Source organism: Variovorax sp. EBFNA2 (assembly GCF_033802765.1).
Lineage (GTDB): Bacteria > Pseudomonadota > Gammaproteobacteria > Burkholderiales > Burkholderiaceae_C > Variovorax > Variovorax paradoxus_H.
This window is the reverse complement of sequence record NZ_CP138497.1, coordinates 845,098-861,051: the sequence shown is the minus strand read 5'-3', so window position 1 is coordinate 861,051 and position 15,954 is coordinate 845,098. Positions and strand designations below refer to the sequence as shown.

The window sequence follows — 15,954 nt, the reverse complement described above, 5'->3', positions numbered from 1 at the left end:
TGTATCTGCGCCGATCGGGCTGATTGCGATGGCCGCCATCGTCGCGAGTGTTTCCGGCTGCACCACGCAAGGCAAGCCGCCGCCGGTGATCTTGCTGGACGAGCCGGTGGCCGTTGCGGCGCAGCTGGTGCCGGAGCCGGCTCCGCCCGTCGAGGTGGTCGAAGTGCCCCAACCCTTGCCGCTACCCGGGCAGATGAAGACGCTGCCGCGTGAGGAGGATGCGAAGCCGGCGCCCGAGCCCACCGACGAGAAAGTCCGTGTCTCACGCGCCAACGAGGAGGCCCGCGTCGCGCCGACGCGCGAGGGCTATGTCAATGCGATCCAGGTGTGGCCGTATACGGAGGGGGCGCTCTATCAGGTCTACACCAGCCCGGGTCGGGTGACCGTCGTCGTGCTGCAGGAGGACGAGGAGCTGGTGACGGTGTCGGCCGGCGACACCGTGCGCTGGATCGTGGGCGACACGGTCAGCGGCAGCGGTGCGAATCAGCGCGTCCACGTGCTCGTGAAACCCACGCGCGTGGGCCTGAAGACGAACCTGGTCATTACGACCAACCGGCGCACCTACCTGCTCGAGCTGTCCTCGACGCCGCAGGCCTGGATGGCATCGGTGTCCTGGGACTATCCGAAGGACCGGATGCTGGCGTTGCAGAAGCAGGCGAGGGAGGCGCAGGCCGCGGCACTGGTGGATGCGGGTCTTTCGGTGGAACGGATCCGGTTTCGCTATGCGATCAGCGGTGATGCGCCACCCTGGAAGCCGCTGCGAGCCTTTGACGACGGGCAGAAGGTCTACATCCAGTTCCCGGGCGGCATCGCGCAGGGCGAGCTGCCGCCGCTGTTCGTCATCGGGCCGCAGGGCGATGGGCAACTCGTGAACTACCGTTTCCGCTCGCCGTACTACGTGGTGGACCGCCTCTTTGGCGCGGCGGAGTTGCGGCTGGGCGGCTTCAAGGACGGTAAGGCCGAGGTGGTTCGCATCGAGCGCACGGATGGCGCGATCGGCAGCGTTCAGGGTGCGCGGAGCGATGGGTCATGAGTGGGGAGGACACCTCGGCGCGTCATTCGCCCCAAACTGCGCCCAAGGTCCCGCCGGAGACGGTGGCCCTGCGCGCTCAGCCCCGGTCGGTCGTGCGGCTCAATCGGCGCATGTTGGCGGTGGGCGCCGGCACTCTGGCGGCAGCCGTGCTCGGCGGTACCTTGTGGTCGCTGCAGTCGCAAAAGCGCGAGCGCAATCCGGCCGCCGAGCTGTACAACGTGGACCGCGTGGCGCGCGCGGACGGGCTGGACCAGTTGCCGAAGGACTATGCCGGAATGCCGCCGACCCCGAATCCGGCGCCACCGGTGCTGGGGCCGCCGTTGCCGGGAGACCTCGGGTCGGCGATGGCGAAGGCGCACCAGCCGATGGAAGCGAGGATGGGCAGTGCCGTGGATCCGGCGCAGGCCGAGCGGCTGGCGGACGAGGAGGCGGCGCGGTCCTCGGTGTTCTTCCGGCGCAGCGGCGAGGGTGGTGCTGCGAAACGGGGGGTGCTGGCCGAGAGGCCCATGCCTGCCAACGCTCCCGATTCGAGCCCGACGGCGGCGGGGCATCTTCCTTCCAATCCTTTGGGTCAGGTGAGCGCAGCGGGGGCTTCGCCGACAGACCCGGTGGCGGCGCAGAACCGTCAGGATCGGAAGGAGGCTTTCCTCGCGAATGCCGGTGACACGACGACGCGCAATCCCGGAAGCCTGCAATTGCCGGTTTCGGCGTACCAGGTGATGGCGGGCACCGTCATTCCGGCAGCGCTGCTGACGGGCATCAACTCTGACCTGCCGGGGCAGGTGATCGCCTCCGTGACCGAAGCGGTCTACGACACGGCCACGGGGCGCCACCTGCTGATCCCGCAGGGCTCGCGGCTGATCGGTCGCTACGACAGCCAGGTGGCCTTCGGGCAGCGGCGCGTGCTGCTGGTCTGGACGCGGCTGATCCTGCCGGACACGACGTCGGTGGCGTTGGATCGGTTGCCGGGGATCGACTCAGCCGGCTATGCCGGGCTGGAGGACGGTGTCCACTGGCATTGGGACCGCGTCCTCGCGGGCGCGGCGCTGTCGACGCTGCTGGGCGTGGGGGCCGAGCTTGCCGCGCCGAACCGGACGGATCAGGACGGCAACCGCCTGGTGATCGCAGTGCGCGAAGGGGCGCAGGACACAGTGAACCAGGTCGGGCAGGAGATTACCAAGCGCAATGCGAGCATTCAGCCGACGCTGACGATCCGGCCGGGGTTTCCGGTGCGGGTGATGGCGAGCAAGGATCTCGTGCTGCGGCCGTACCAGCCGTTGTTTTTCCAGAAAGGAGCGCTGCAGTGAACAAGGGGCAAAGCCGGTTGAGTCTCGGTGCGCTTCCTCGCCCGGAGGCGTTGAAACTGACCATCACGCTGCCGGCGGAGTTGAAGACCCAACTCGATGCCTATGCGCAGATGCATGAGCGGGTGCATCAGGTGCCGGTCGACGCGGTTACGCTGATTCCCCATATGCTCGCCGCGTTCATGGCGCGGGATCGAGGCTTTAGATCGATGAGCGCGCGAGCAATGAAGACGGAACCTGGCGAATAAAAAGCGCAGGCCACTTGTGTCACGTTGGCAGGAGAACGGCCGGTATGGCATTTCAGCCTGAGAGACTGCTGCGCAGCCGACGGCGCTCAGACGGGGGAACAGACGTCAGCGCCAACGTCGACACCGTGCTTGGTCGGGGCCTGCGACGGGCATGGTCGTTTCCACCGGTAAATCGGCGGCTCCTCTCGTTCCTCGCACCCGGAGCAGAGGCCGAGCTGCACGCATGCTAATTTCGCAATGTTGCAGGCTGAGTCTGCAGGGTTCGAGGTAACTCGGAGGCGCAGGTTCGATTTCCACCACATCCGCCGTGGTTCTGAATCGATCAAGTCCGCTTGGCGGATGGTACCTGCTTGCCAGAGCAAGCAAATCCGAGTCTTTTGCGGCTGAGCCGGTGCTTGCCTCATATCGGCCGCGTTCGATGATGTGCTCCGTTACCTTGTTGCCGTTTGTTTTCCGCAGCAGGAGCGTTCCCGGCGACGAGAAATGGGAGCTCAACGGCGCACGGTCAGCAAACTCGACAAAGCATGCCGGCGGATGGGGAAGAGGATGGGGAGCGCGGTATGGCGGGGTGAGCATTCTTGATCGGGACGGCAGTTTGGCGGTGGGCCCGTCCGCCGGTCAGATTTCGATGGTGCGTGGTTGACGAATATCGGATTTCGCACATAATCCGTTGACGATCAATCAAGAGTGCACAAACATGCTCGTTCTGAAATCATCTGGTGGCAGTCTCCCCTCGGCCCTCAAGGAGGAGTATTTGAACGTGGTCTCCTCATGGTTCCTCGAAGAATGGCGGGCCACGGAAGACGACATGGTGCGCGACACGGACACGCCATATACCCGGGGCACCACTCGTTTCGGGCGCCAGAAGCAACGCATTACCTTGGAGTATCTGTCGGGGCTTCACCCTTGGCTGAAGGTTGAGAACAACGGACTGGACATCGTGTTTTCGATTTGCGGTATCCCCTGCCGATTTAGCAACGACGACGCAGACTCGCCCAAGAAGCGCGCCGTTCTTGAGGTTCATCAGTTTCAGATTCCTCTGCTTGAGGAGGCGGAGCCGGGCGAGGCAGCCCGTTTCGTGTTCGTGATTGATCAAGGAGCCGATGAGATGAGTGAGCCGCGCGTTGTGCTGCTGGGCTTCTCGCAGTCTGGGCAAGAGGTATGCCGTTGGACCTCTGGCGAAACCTTCAGGAAGATTGGCGAGGCAAAGCCATCTATGCCTGCTTCGGTCGAGATCAAGAAGCCGCTCATCACGCCTAAGCGGCGCCCGGCTGCTGATGACGGTGCAGAAGCGTCGGCAGGGCCATGAATCAGATCCTCTGTTTCAACATCCGCCTTGCCCGCCTGTTCAACGGTCTGTCGCTGACCGAATTGGGGGAGAAGTTAGGAAAGTCGAAGCAGTACCTTAGTCGCGTCGAGACGGGTGCTGAGCCTGTATCTGCAACGCTTGAGCAATCCTTGGTCGATCATTTGGGAATATTGCCGGAATTTCTGCGGCATGTAGACCCGATGCCGCTGACGGAGGAGCAATGTCATTTTCGAAAGCAACTCACCACAAAGGTTGCGCTGCGGCAGTACGCGCGTGCGCGCGGTGAGATGCTGAAGCGGCTGGTCTGCGTGCTGGATGAGTATCTCGATTTGCCCGATTACCGCATCGAAGAGGCCGACCCTTCATCGGACGAATCGATTGAGCGTGGTGCAGAAAGGTGTCGTGCCGAATGGGGCTTGGGCTGGGGACCGATTAGCAACGTTACCCGGGTGGCTGAAAACGCCGGCGCTGTGGTCATGCGCGTTAACGGCTTGGCCCATGAAGTTGACGCAGTCTCGTTTGCCACTCGTCGACCGGTGATCGCGCTCAATGGCGCCGGCAAGTCGGCTTGCCGCGCTCGTTTTGGCGTCGCTCATGAGCTTGGACATTTCGCACTGCATATTGGCGTGCTTACGGGGGATCGCTTGACCGAAAACCAAGCTAATCGATTCGCCAGCGCTTTCTTGTTGCCGCGGGCTTCATTCTTGGCCGAAAGTCATAAGGCCCTTAGGCGTTCGCGCCTTAACTGGGATGGGCTGAGCGAGCTCAAGCTTCGGTGGGGCGTGTCCAAGGCTGCGATGCTCTATCGTGGGCGGCAGCTGGGAGTATTCACGGACGATCAAGTTCGCGCGGGCTACATCACGCTTCGGCGGCACGGTGAAGCTATCGAAGAACACGAGGACGCCGGCATGATTGTTGAAAGTCCGGAGGTGGTTGCCGACGGGCTTCAAATGATGACTGACGAGCTTGGAGTACCGCTCGCCGCTGTTGCTCGAAAGATGTACGTGCAGCCACGGCTGCTGAGTGATCTTCTGGGACAGCCGCAGGGACTGCGGAGCGCGGAGGTCGTCAATTTGTTCTCCGCACCGTGAGAAAGCACTCAGCAAGTCGGTTGGCTTGGCTGTTGTAACGAGCACCAGTTGATTGCTTAGCTCTTGCCTGTAGTGCGATCGATGGCCGCGTGATTGGGCACTCGGCATCTACTGGATCGACTGCGCGATATCGAATTTTGGGGGCATCCATGTTTGAAGCTGGAACGGTGATTGACGACCGGTTCGTTGTACAGAGTCTGTGCAGTGACGCCGGAGGGATGGGGACTTTGCTTTTCGTCGCCTATGTCGGTATGGCGACGCCTGTCATGGTGTTGAAGTACTGCAAGTTACCGGAGGCTGAAGCTCGCTCCAGATTTCGAAGGGAGGTTCGAGTAATGCAGCAGTTCGAGGGCAATAGCTATGTGATGCCGATCCTTGCCGCCAATCTTGATCACGACCCGCCCTATTTCGTCATGCCGTTCTATGAGAATGGCGATCTGTCGGCTCGGGCACAAATCATTCGAAGCGATCTCCCAGCGATAGAGGTGTACTTCAATCACATGATCGATTGCATTTCGCAGTTGCACGCTCGATCCATTTTTCATCGGGATATTAAGCCGCAGAATTTTCTCCATAGCGGGAATAGGATGGTAGTGTCTGACCTCGGTTTGTGTACTGAGCATGGGTCAAGTACCGCGTTCACGCGCCAGTCGATGTACTGGGGTACCGAGGGGTATCTGCCACCCGAGTTTCTGCAGGGCGGATTCAGGGATGCAGATGCCGCAGGCGATATTTTTATGCTCGGCAAGACCTTCTACTCCGTATTGAGTGGCCGCAATCCGATCTATCTAATGGCGGATGGAATTCCTGGAGCACTGTTTCCAGTAATTGAGCGCTGTTGCACTATGGCAAAAGCTAGCCGCTATCAATCGCTGGCTGCATTGAAGCAGAGCCTCAAAGCAGCGTTCGATGCGGTACTTGGGCGCGCAATAGGTCCTATCAGCGCAGATGGTTTACAACGGGCAATTACTGACCGGTTGAAGGCATCTGGAAACTATGAGCCAGCAGAGGTTGGCTCATTCATCGAAGCGCTAGCGATGCTTGCTGCGCAGGATAGGTACCAAGTGTGCATGGCTTCGCCCAAGGAGCTTTTCTTGGTAATGGCCTTGGAAATCGACGCAGGTTTGCGTGCGCAATTCGTGCAGATCTATCAGCAGATGGCCCTTGAAGCAACGTATGCATGGAGCTTCGCTGAGGAGATCGCGAGCAACATGAAGGTGCTGTTTGATGCACACAATGTCAGCGCTCAAACCAAGGCGGAAGCGCTGAGATCCTCGATCATCGCTGCTGTTCGCCAGAACCGCTTCGCTGCTATGGAAACTTGCACAAAAATGATTTCCTCAGTTGAGGACCCGGAACTGGCGCAGCGAGTCCATGACATCTTGATCGAACATGACTGCCACTTCTTGCAGCATATAGAGCGATCCAGTTGCCGTTCTCCGATCGTTCGTCACGCGATTGAAGGACTGAAGGCGCAAGAAGACGCTCGGCTTGCTGTATTGCCGGGCGCCTCATCGCTTAGTTTCTAGCGAAAGAAGTCAGCGTGCTCGGGCACGGCGCGGCGGTAGCGATGCGCCTGGTGCCAGCGGCGCTGCTGCCGCGCGCCCTGTCGATCATCTTCAGCGGCATCGCGGTGGGGACCGTCGTGGCGGTGCCGCTCGACAGCTACCTGGGAGGGCGCTACGGCTGGTGCAGCGCCTTCCTCGCGGCGGCCGCGGTCGGAGTGGTGACGCTGGCCTTCCAGTGGTTCACGTTGCCGCGGCTCGCGCCCACCAAGGCCGCGCGGCTGCGGACCGTATTGGAGGTGCTGCTGCGCCCGGGCATCGGCGTGGGCATGCTGGGCTGCGTGCTGGTGCATACCGGCCACTTCGCGCTGTTCACCTATATCCGGCCGTTCCTGGAAAGCACGACCGGCATCGGACCCGATGGGCTGGCGCTGATGCTGCTGGGCTTCGGCTTGGCGAATTTCGCCGGCACGCTGCTGGCCGGCTGGATGCTGCACCACAGTGTGCGCGTCACGCTGGTTTTGATGCCCGCGCTCGTCGGCGTGGCCGCACTGGTCCTGGTGGGAGTGCCCGCCACGGTGGCCGGGCAGGCGCTGCTGTTAGCGCTCTGGGGCCTGGCCTTCGGCGCCGTGCCGGTGGCGTGGTCGAACTGGGTGGCCCAGGCCGTCCCGGACCAAGCGGAAAGCGCAGGGGGCATGGTGGTAGCGTCGGTGCAGTCGGCCATCGCCGCAGGTGCAGCGGCGGGGGGCGCGATGTTCAGCGTCAGCGGCATCGCGGGGGTGTTCGTCGCGGCCGGCATCTTGATGCTGCTCGCGGCGCTGCTGATCGCGCTGCGGGTCAGAGTCGATCCGGCTGGCCAGAACAGGCGGAACGCTCAGAATTTACATGCTTAGTTGGAGCTGACGTTGGCTCTTCCCAACCGCCACCGTCGGCCCGTCCCCGGTCTGCTCGAGAACACAAGGCAAGCACAGGTCCAAGGATTTCATGCTCAGGACAGAGGGATGGCTCTCGATGGCGTTACGACCTCTGCGACCCCAACAATGATGCCAAAGGCAACCTGAATGAAGAGCGTCCAGGAGGGGGGCGAAGACCTTTCCGAATCGGCCGATGCCGGTATCCATGCGCAGTGCAGTCCATCTTTCGACCGGGTTCACAGCAAACGCTGCATCAGACGACTTCGATGATCCCTGGAAGCACCCGTTCGTAGCGTTTCATTTCCGCTGGTTCGACGCCCAGCCATCGGGCCACTTGCTCGGGGGCGGTCCCGCGGCGCAGCTGGCGCACAGCGAACGTGTGTCGCAACCTGAATGAACCACCCTCGCGAGATTCGACGCCGGCCTCCTCGAGCACCCGCCGGGCGCACAGGTACTGCGAGGCGTGCAACCACTGCTTGCCTGTTCGGGTGGAGGGGAACAGGAACTCGCCTGCGATGCGCGCTTCCTTGCGCACGTCGAGCCAGTGCTGGAGCAGTTCGCCGGCCCAGGGCGCGATCGGCGTCTCGCGCGACTGGGAGGTCCCGTTGCCGGGCACCTGCAGTTTCCAGGGACGCTCGCGAATGCGCCCGCCCTGGATGACCGGCGAACTCAGCGGCAGTGCACGCACATCGCCCGGCGTGATTCCAGCACCCAGCTGCAGCGCCACGGATGCCCGGTTCCTCACCTCCTGCCAGGGCATGGATGGCATGGCATCGCGGCTTCGGCCTGGACGCGGCCGCGCCGCCGAGAGATAGGCGATCAGTTGCCGGGCTTCCACGACGGTCAGGTACTCGGGCAGGGGATCCTGACGCGCGGCATCGGCGTAGCGGACTTCGGGATTGGCCGCGATCCAGTCCGCGGCGGCCGTATTGGGTTTCGTGTCGGTGCGCGCCGCGTGATGGCGCAGCACGCGATCAATCAGGCGCATGAGCCGCAACGCATACCGCGGCGAGAGCGACAGGTCCAAGGTCTTGCGCCCGAAGCGGGCGGCCTGGAAGGTTTGCAGGTCGGACAGGTCCAGCGTGTCCAGCGTGACGGTGGGGGCCTGGCTCAGGCACCAGGTGGAAAAGCTGTCCCACATGGCCTGGTAGACCTCCGCGGCATCCGGGCGGCGCAGCGACCCGACGCGCTGCTGGTTTTCTACCCAGGCGGTAAACGCCTCTCGGAATGCGGCCACATGCCCGCCGCTGGGTGGGTCGTCGAACAGTGACAGGGTAGAGGTGGGGGGTGGCATCGAAGTTGGAAAATAAACTAACGGCGAGGCGCCTGTCTTGGAAGGCTCTGTGGTTGGGGCGGGCAGAATGTGGGGCTGTACTGTGATTGCTTCGGCTTGCCGTTAGTTTATTTTAAGATGGAGCTCGACATGGGTAGGGCGCACTCCGCTCAGAAATTCATTCGTGAAAGATCGTGGCAGCGATGTTGTCCTGCACTGGCCACGAAGGCAGCGGCCTTGCGTCGTGATGCGGTCCACCCTGGGCGTGTTCGATCCCGATGAGGGTTAGCAGTCGATGGGGGCACCGGCTCCGGCTCGCTGGTGCGGCTCTCGTGCTGGGGGCTCTGTTGCCGGCCCAGGTCGAAGCGCCGCATCGCGCCGAGCCGCTGGTCGCCTCCCGTTTCGAGAGTCAACAAAGGCCGATGATGATCCCTGACTACGACGTGCTGCACTTGAGCTTTCCGGCTGAATTCACCCCCTTGGTCGTCGGCGAGCGCGCAGACTATCTGGCCACGCTGGCGTCGGAGCCACCGCATCGGCGCCGGCTGCGACTGCTGGTCGGCCTGGGCGACAGCATCCACGATGCAAGCGCCGGCGAAGCGCTGCACGTCTTCCTCTCGAGCCCCAGCGGTGCGGTTGCGCCTGAGGTGCTGGGCGCCTTGCGCGAGGCCGGCTTTCACGAGCGGGCGCAGATGCTGGCCGAGGCCATGGCGTTGTTCGGGCCGAACTATCCGGCCGACAACCGCCTGCGCTCCGACTACTTCGCCCACAGCTTTCTGCGCATCGCCGAGAGCGTCATCCCGGACCTCACGAAGCCGCTGACCGAGACGGAACGCCAATTGAAGGCGCTCGGGCCGCGCTTCGGCGACAAGACGAGCTATATCCGCCAGGTCGAGGACCATGTGCGTGGCGATCCCAAGCTCGCAGAAGAGCTCGCACGCTTGCGTGCCGAACTGCCCGATGACGCGCGGCTGGACCATCTCTGGAGTCGGATCCTGCCCGGGCCCTCCGGCTTCGGCGAGGCCGATGAAATCCTGCGCCAACTCGATCGCATGCCCAAGCCCCATCGTGTCGTCTTCGTGCTCACGCTGCTCAAGGGGGAACTGTTCAATGGTGGCATGCACCAGTTCTTCTCCAATTCGAGCGGCGCCTTTGCCGTGCAGGCAGCGGCCTATCTGCGCGAACTCGGACAAGAGGCCTCCGCTGTCACGCTCGACAAGGCGCTGGCCATGTTCCCATCGGACTATCCCGTCTCGACGCAGGCCCGTCGTGCCCGGCACTTCGCCCACGACTCGAACGAATGGGATACCCGGCTCGACGCCCTGACCGATGGCGTCGACATGGGCGCGCTGCAGGATGCGCTGATCGGCTATGCCCGCCGCGAGGACATCCTGCCACGCTGACCCCGTCTTCGACGCCATGTGCGCGAGCGCGCTGCGCAGTGACGCGTCGAGTTGCAGACGCGCATCGTGCGCCGTGGCCCTGACGCGCCATGTCGTTGTGGACTGCCCTGGCGGGTCTGGATGTCGCGAGTCGCGATGCCGTGGTGGCGGCAACATCTCGAGCGCGGCGGGCTGGTTCGCGGCCGCGACCAACCTCGTTCATTCCGCCATCGGGGCGGTGGCCGTCGGCCAAGACCCGCGCCTTCGTCGACTTCGTGGTCGATGCCTTCGCGAAAGCGCCTGGCTCGTGCGTCGTTGCATCCGATGGCACGGGGCTCTGCATCTCTGCCGGCATGGATGGTTCCCTGGGCCATGCGGGCCGCACGAGCGCCAGGCTTCAGGTGGTCAGCAGGTCCTCCAGCATCAGGGGCAGCCGGCGCAGTCGCTGGCCGGTCGCATGGAACACCGCGTTCACGATGGCCGGTGCCACGCCCACCATGGCCACCTCGCCCAGGCCTTTGACACCCAGGGCGTTCAGGCGCGTGTCGGGCTTGCCGATGAAATCGACTTCCATGTGGCCGATGTCTGCCGCCACCGGCACGACGTACTCCGCCAGGTCGGCGTTGAGGAAGCCTCCGTAGCGCGGATCGACTTCGCTGACCTCGCGCAGCGCCGCGCCGATGCCCCACACCACGCCGCCTTCGACCTGGCTGCGCGCGGTGCGCGGACTGGCCACCGCACCGCAATCAACCACGCTGACCACCCGCGGCACACGGATGCGGCGCGTGGTCGGCTCGATGCGCACCTCGACGAAATGCGCGATGAAACTGAAGCTGACGAAGTCCGGGTACACCGGCCCCGCAGCGCCCGGCAGTCCGCCCGTCAGGCGGCCGAACACCTGCTCGGGCTGACCCGGCGCACGGCGCCGGCTTTCGGCCTGGGCAAACGGGCGGCCCGAGACACGGAGCAGGGCGAGGGCGGTGACGCCGCTGTCGCCGGCTGCGCTGCCGGCGTTCTGGCGCAGGTCTTCCATCAGCCGCTGCGCGGCTTCGAGCACCGGCGGAAGCGCCGTGGCCGTGCCCCAGGAGCCGGCGGTCAGATGCTGTGGCGCGGCGCGCGTGTCGCCGAGTGCGACCTCGATGGCCGCAACAGGCGCGCCGAGGGCGCGCGCGACCGTCGCGGCAATGGCGGTGCGCATGCCCTGACCCATCTCGTGCCCGCCGACGGCCACCCGCACGGTGCCGTCGGTGTTGAGGCGTACGGTGGCAATGGCGGGGGCGGTGGCTGCCTTGTAGGCGCCGATCGCCACGCCCCAGCCGACGAGGCTGCCGTCGGGCGCGCGCATCGAGCCCGGCGCCATCGTGCGGCGTGCCCAGCCGAAGATCTCGCTGCCTCTGACCAGGCATTCCGACACATGGCGCGAAGAGAACGGCTTGCCCGTGAGCGGATCCGCCGAGGCGTCGTTGGCGAGCCGGAAGGCCACGGGGTCGCGGTTCAGTGCATAGGCCATCTCGTCGATCGCACTCTCGAAAGCAAACGCTGCGGGATGCTCGAAGGGCGCACGCATGTACCCCGGCGTCTGCACGTCGGTGCGCACCAGTCGTTCGCGCCCCAGGAAGTTGGCGATGCCGTAGAGCCTGGACGTGATTTCGGTGCCCGAGGAGGGGAACAGATCGTGCCGCGAGGTCTGCTGGTCGATCTCGTGGATCGCCGCGAGCAGCCGTCCATTGCGGTCCGCGCCGAGCCGCACGCGATGCCGGCCCGCCGGGCGGAAGCTCGCGTTGTGAAAGAGTTGTGCGCGCGTCATCACGAGCTTGACGGGCCGCTTCAACGTGCGCGCGGCGATGGCGATCAATGCGGTGTGCGACTGCAGCGAGTTCTTCTGGCCGAACCCGCCGCCCAGCGTGGGTGACAGCACCTGCACCTTGGCAGGCTCGATGCCCAGTTGCTTGGCAAGTCCATGGCGCACGCCTTCGGCATTCTGGGTGGGCTCGCACACGGTGAGCGTCCCGTCGTCGCTCCATTCGGCCACGGTCGCGATGATCTCCATCGGATTCTGGTGCTGGGCCGGCAGCGTGTAGCGCAGGTCCACCGTCACGGCCGCGCCCGCGAGCGCACCCTCGGGGTCGCCCACGCGCCGATCGGCAAACATCGGTTGCGGCAACACCGCCGCTTGCGCCAGCGGTTCGGCGTCGGGGGCGTCCACAGTGGCGATGAAGGGAACGGCGTCGCAGGTCACCGCCACCAGCGAAGCGGCCTCGCGTGCCGCCTCGAGCGTCTCGGCCACCACCATCGCGACGCTCTGGCCGCGGTAGGCGATCTGGGCGGAGCGCAGCGGATAGAAGCTCTGGAAGCCGAAGCCGCCGCCCATGAGGAAGCCGCCCGTGTCGAACACGCCGATGTTCTCATGCGTGAGCACGGCGCGCACGCCACTCACGCGCTGCGCGGCGGCGATGTCAATGCGGGTGATGGTGCCGCGCGCGATGCGCGAAGGCACCAGGGCGGCATGCAGCAGGCCGGGGCGGACATCGTCGGCCGCATAGCGCGTGGCGCCACGCACCTTGTCGTGTGCATCGACGCGCTCGATGCCCGCGCGCGGCGTGTTCTTCTTCGTCTTGGTCGTGGGGGTTGCCATCTTCAGCTCCTGTCCTTGGCGAGCATGAGTGCGTCGGTCACGGTCTCGATGCCCAGGGCGACCTTGAACGCGTTGTGCCGGAGCGGTTTTGCACCCGTGAAGGCCAGTTCGGCTGCGCGCCGCGCGGCCGCCCGGGTGAGCGGCATGCCCACGAGGCTGCGCTCGGCCTGCGTCGCCCGCCACGGCCGGGTCGCGACGCCGCCCAGCGCAATGCGCGCATCGGTCACGCGGTTGCCGCGGATGTGCAGCGCCACGGCCGCCGAGGCGAGCGCGAAGGCGTACGACTCGCGGTCGCGGATCTTGTGGTACGTCGAGGCGCGGCCGATGGGGCCGCGCGGGATGCGGATGCGCACGATCAGCTCGTCGGCGGCCAGCACCGTCTCCAGTTGCGGCGTGGCGCCGGGTTCCCGGTGCAGTTCGCGCACGGCCACCGTGCGCTCGCCCCGGGGACTCACGGTGTCGACCACCGCATCAAAGGCGGTGAGCGCGACCGCCATGTCGCCGGGGTAGACCGCCACGCAGGCGTCGCTGCCGCCGAGCACCGCATGCCCGCGGTTCGCGCCGCCGATGGCTGCGCAACCGCTGCCGGGCACGCGTTTGTTGCAGGCGAACTCGGGCCCCCCGCGAAAGTACGCGCAGCGCGTGCGCTGCAGCAGGTTGCCGCCCACGGTCGCCATGTTGCGCAGCTGCTGCGAGGCGGCTTTCCACAGCGATTCGGACAGCGCCGGGAACTCGCGCAGCACCACCGCGTGCTCGGCCACGTCACTCATCGCGGCGAGCGCGCCGATGCGAAGCTCCGTGCGGTCGCTCGCGTCGATGCGCTCGAGCCCCTCGATGCGGGTGATGTCGATCACCGTGGCGGGCGCCTCCACGCCGAGTTTCATGAGGTCGTACAGCGTGGTGCCGCCCGCGAAGTAGCGGGCGCCGGGCTGGTGCTGTGCGAGCAGCTGCACGGCCTCGCCGGTGCTGCGCGGGCGCAGGTAGGTGAAGTCACGCATGGCGGGCACCCTCGCTGCGGCGCAGCTGCGGCGCGGCTTCGCGGATCGCTTCGAGGATGCCGGCGTAGGCGCCGCATCGGCAGAGGTTGCCGCTCATGTATTCGCGGATCTGCGCATCGCTGGTGGCATGGCCTTCGCGGACGCAGGCGATCGCCGCCATCACCTGCCCGGGGGTGCAGTAGCCGCATTGCAGCGCGTCGTGGTCGACGAAGGCCTGCTGCATGGGGTGCAGCGTGCCGTCGGGCGACTCAATGCCTTCGATGGTGGTGACGGCGCAGCCGTCGGCCTTCACCGCGAGCGTGAGGCACGAGGCCACGCGGCGGCCATCGACGTGCACCGTGCAGGCGCCGCACTGGCCGTGGTCGCACCCCTTCTTGGCGCCCGTCAGGCCCAGCTGCTCGCGCAGCACGTCCAGCAGCGAGGCGCGAGGCTCCAGCACCAGTTCGTGGGGCTTGCCGTTGACGATGACGCGCGTGGCCTGGGAGCCGGCGTGCGGTTTTACAGCGGCATCGGTCGGCGCGGCGAGCGCGTCGCAGGTGGCGGCCACACCCGCGCTGGCGGCCGTGGTCATCATGAAGGTGCGGCGGCTGAGGGCCGGTGGGCCGTCCGCCGCGCGCCATGTCGGGATGTCGTTCATCGTGGGTTCGCTTTCTTGGGAGGGGAACCGGGAAGGGCGCGAGCGTCAGAGCTCTCGCCCGAGCCATGCGTCGACCGACCCGCGCCCGCTGCCACGCGTGGTGATGCAAAGCGCCACGAACGCCAGCATCAGCGGGTATTCGAAGCCGCGGTCGATCCAGGGGAAGGTCGGCGCCAGCAGATAGCAGATGACCAACATCTGCACCGCCACCATCGGCGCGACCAGGCGCGTGAACAACCCAGCGGCCAGCATGAGACCGCCCACGCCTTCGAGCAGCGCGATGAACCAGCCGATGAGCGGTGCGGCCGGCAGGTGCAGCACGTTGGCGATCAGGTTGACCGAGCCCGCCATTGGGTCGGCCATGGAACCGTGGCTGCGGCCTAGCAGCTTGGGCACGCCGTGCGTCATGAGCATCAGCCCGAAGGCGATGCGCAGCAACAGGTAGCTCAGCGGTTCGAGGCGGTCGTAAAGGCCTCTGAGGCGGGGAAAGATCAGTGGCATGGAGTCGCTCCTGGTGGGTCGAGGGCGAGTTTCTCTATTCCAGATGGATGAATAAATACCCGAATCCTGTCAATACAATCCAACAGGAATCAACAATCAGGACCGAGGACGGATGCCATGGACCGCTTCGATGCCATGCGGCTGTTCACCCGCATCGTCGAGCTGGGCAGCTTCACGCAGGCCGCTGCCACACTCGACATTCCGCGCGCCACCGCCACCCACGCCATCAAGGAACTGGAGACGCGGCTGCAGGTGCGGTTGCTCGAGCGCACCACGCGGCAGGTGCGCACCACGGTCGACGGCCAAGCGTTCTACGAGCGCTGCCGCCATCTGCTGCGCGACCTCGAAGATGCGGAGTCCTCGCTCGCGCAACTCTCGGTCAATCCGCGCGGACGGCTGCGCATCGACATCCACGGCGCCCCCGCCAACGACCTCGTGTTGCCGCGCATCGGCGAATTCCATGCGCGTTATCCGCACATGGAGCTGGCGGTGGGTAGCGGGGATCGGCTCGTCGACCTGGTGCGCGAAGGCGTGGACTGCGTGGTCCGCGCCGGCGAGCCCAAGGACTCGTCACTGGTCACGCGGCGCCTGGCGCTGATTCCGCAGGTCACGGTGGCGAGCCCGGCTTACCTCGCGGCGCACGGCACGCCGCAGCACCCGTCCGACCTGGCCCAGCACCGGGCCGTCAACTTCTTCTCGGCGTCACGCCCCGATTTCTTTCCCTACGTCTTCCAGGTCGACGGAAAGACCGAGGAACACATGCTTAAGGGCTGGATCAGCGTGAACAGTGCCGACAGCTACAAGACCTGCGCAGAGCAGGGCTGCGGCATCATCCAGGTGCCACGCTACAGCGTCGAGCGACAGCTGCGCGCGGGCACGCTGGTCGAGATCCTCGCACACACGCCGTGTCCGCCCATGGTGTATTCGGTGCTGTACCCGCACCACCGGCAGCTGTCGCCGAGGGTGCGGGTGTTCATCGACTGGGTGACCCAGCTCTACACCGAGCGCTTCGGTCCGCTCGGCTCCGGTCGCACGGCGGTGAACTAGAGATCAGGTCGCTCGATGGGCGAAGGAAGGCTCGTCTCCTGCATCGTGGATCGCACACGCGAGTGCGCACAGGCACA

The 15,954-nt window shown here is 65.3% G+C and carries 13 protein-coding genes and 1 pseudogene; 9 read left to right on the top strand and 5 right to left on the bottom strand.

The genetic code is table 11. The annotated features are described in order from the left end of the window. The first annotated feature begins 28 nt into the window (after positions 1-28). The 7 genes and pseudogenes from trbG to RZE79_RS34325 all read left to right on the top strand — a co-directional run. Entirely contained in the window at positions 29-1,033 is a 1,005-nt protein-coding gene (gene trbG / locus RZE79_RS34355) for a P-type conjugative transfer protein TrbG (RefSeq protein WP_373696609.1), read from the top strand. Beyond that, positions 1,030-2,340 carry a TrbI/VirB10 family protein gene (locus RZE79_RS34350; protein ID WP_319361904.1) on the top strand — a complete coding sequence of 437 codons (1,311 nt, stop codon included), beginning with the start codon at positions 1,030-1,032 and terminating at the stop codon, positions 2,338-2,340. Before trbG ends, RZE79_RS34350 begins: the two co-directional genes overlap by 4 nt. Next, positions 2,337-2,585, top strand: a complete 249-nt coding sequence (locus RZE79_RS34345) for a DUF2274 domain-containing protein (RefSeq protein ID WP_319361903.1) — start codon at positions 2,337-2,339, stop codon at positions 2,583-2,585. The genes RZE79_RS34350 and RZE79_RS34345 overlap by 4 nt, the downstream gene beginning before the upstream one ends. A gap of 697 nt (positions 2,586-3,282) precedes the next feature. Next, positions 3,283-3,894 (top strand): hypothetical protein, encoded by a 612-nt coding sequence (locus tag RZE79_RS34340; RefSeq protein ID WP_319361902.1) that lies wholly within the window; start codon positions 3,283-3,285, stop codon positions 3,892-3,894. Continuing rightward, a complete protein-coding gene (locus tag RZE79_RS34335) occupies positions 3,891-4,985 on the top strand; it encodes an XRE family transcriptional regulator (RefSeq protein WP_319361901.1) in 1,095 nt (364 codons plus the stop codon). The genes RZE79_RS34340 and RZE79_RS34335 overlap by 4 nt, the downstream gene beginning before the upstream one ends. Before the next feature lie 149 nt (positions 4,986-5,134). After that, positions 5,135-6,514 carry a protein kinase gene (locus tag RZE79_RS34330; protein ID WP_319361900.1) on the top strand — a complete coding sequence of 460 codons (1,380 nt, stop codon included), beginning with the start codon at positions 5,135-5,137 and terminating at the stop codon, positions 6,512-6,514. 29 nt (positions 6,515-6,543) lie between these two features. Further along, positions 6,544-7,383, top strand: a pseudogene (locus RZE79_RS34325) (MFS transporter); the annotation flags it as partial. Positions 7,384-7,657: 274 nt separating this feature from the next. On the opposite strand, the gene RZE79_RS34320 reads toward RZE79_RS34325, so the two are convergent. After that, entirely contained in the window at positions 7,658-8,698 is a 1,041-nt protein-coding gene (locus RZE79_RS34320; protein ID WP_319361899.1) for a site-specific integrase, read from the bottom strand. 311 nt (positions 8,699-9,009) lie between these two features. Here RZE79_RS34320 and RZE79_RS34315 point away from each other — a divergent pair, with 311 nt between their 5' ends. Next, the gene (locus RZE79_RS34315; protein WP_319361898.1) at positions 9,010-10,080 is read left to right on the top strand and encodes a DUF4375 domain-containing protein; all 1,071 of its coding nucleotides are present in this window, start codon (positions 9,010-9,012) and stop codon (positions 10,078-10,080) included. 376 nt (positions 10,081-10,456) lie between these two features. On the opposite strand, the gene RZE79_RS34310 is transcribed toward RZE79_RS34315, so the two are convergent. From RZE79_RS34310 to RZE79_RS34295, 4 genes are read right to left on the bottom strand one after another with little or no spacing between them, the layout of a single operon-like run. Next, entirely contained in the window at positions 10,457-12,694 is a 2,238-nt protein-coding gene (locus tag RZE79_RS34310) for a xanthine dehydrogenase family protein molybdopterin-binding subunit (protein WP_319361897.1), read from the bottom strand. A 2-nt stretch (positions 12,695-12,696) separates the two neighbouring features. Further along, positions 12,697-13,692, bottom strand: coding sequence for a xanthine dehydrogenase family protein subunit M (locus tag RZE79_RS34305; protein WP_319361896.1), 996 nt, complete (start codon positions 13,690-13,692; stop codon positions 12,697-12,699). Continuing rightward, positions 13,685-14,329: a 2Fe-2S iron-sulfur cluster-binding protein gene (locus tag RZE79_RS34300; protein WP_319361895.1), complete on the bottom strand. Its 645-nt coding sequence runs from the start codon at positions 14,327-14,329 to the stop codon at positions 13,685-13,687. Before RZE79_RS34300 ends, RZE79_RS34305 begins: the two co-directional genes overlap by 8 nt. Before the next feature lie 45 nt (positions 14,330-14,374). Beyond that, positions 14,375-14,830: a DoxX family protein gene (locus RZE79_RS34295; protein ID WP_319361894.1), complete on the bottom strand. Its 456-nt coding sequence runs from the start codon at positions 14,828-14,830 to the stop codon at positions 14,375-14,377. 117 nt (positions 14,831-14,947) lie between these two features. On the opposite strand from RZE79_RS34295, the gene RZE79_RS34290 reads away from it, so the two are divergent. Continuing rightward, positions 14,948-15,877 carry a LysR family transcriptional regulator gene (locus RZE79_RS34290; RefSeq protein WP_319361893.1) on the top strand — a complete coding sequence of 310 codons (930 nt, stop codon included), beginning with the start codon at positions 14,948-14,950 and terminating at the stop codon, positions 15,875-15,877. The last annotated feature ends 77 nt before the right edge of the window (positions 15,878-15,954 follow it).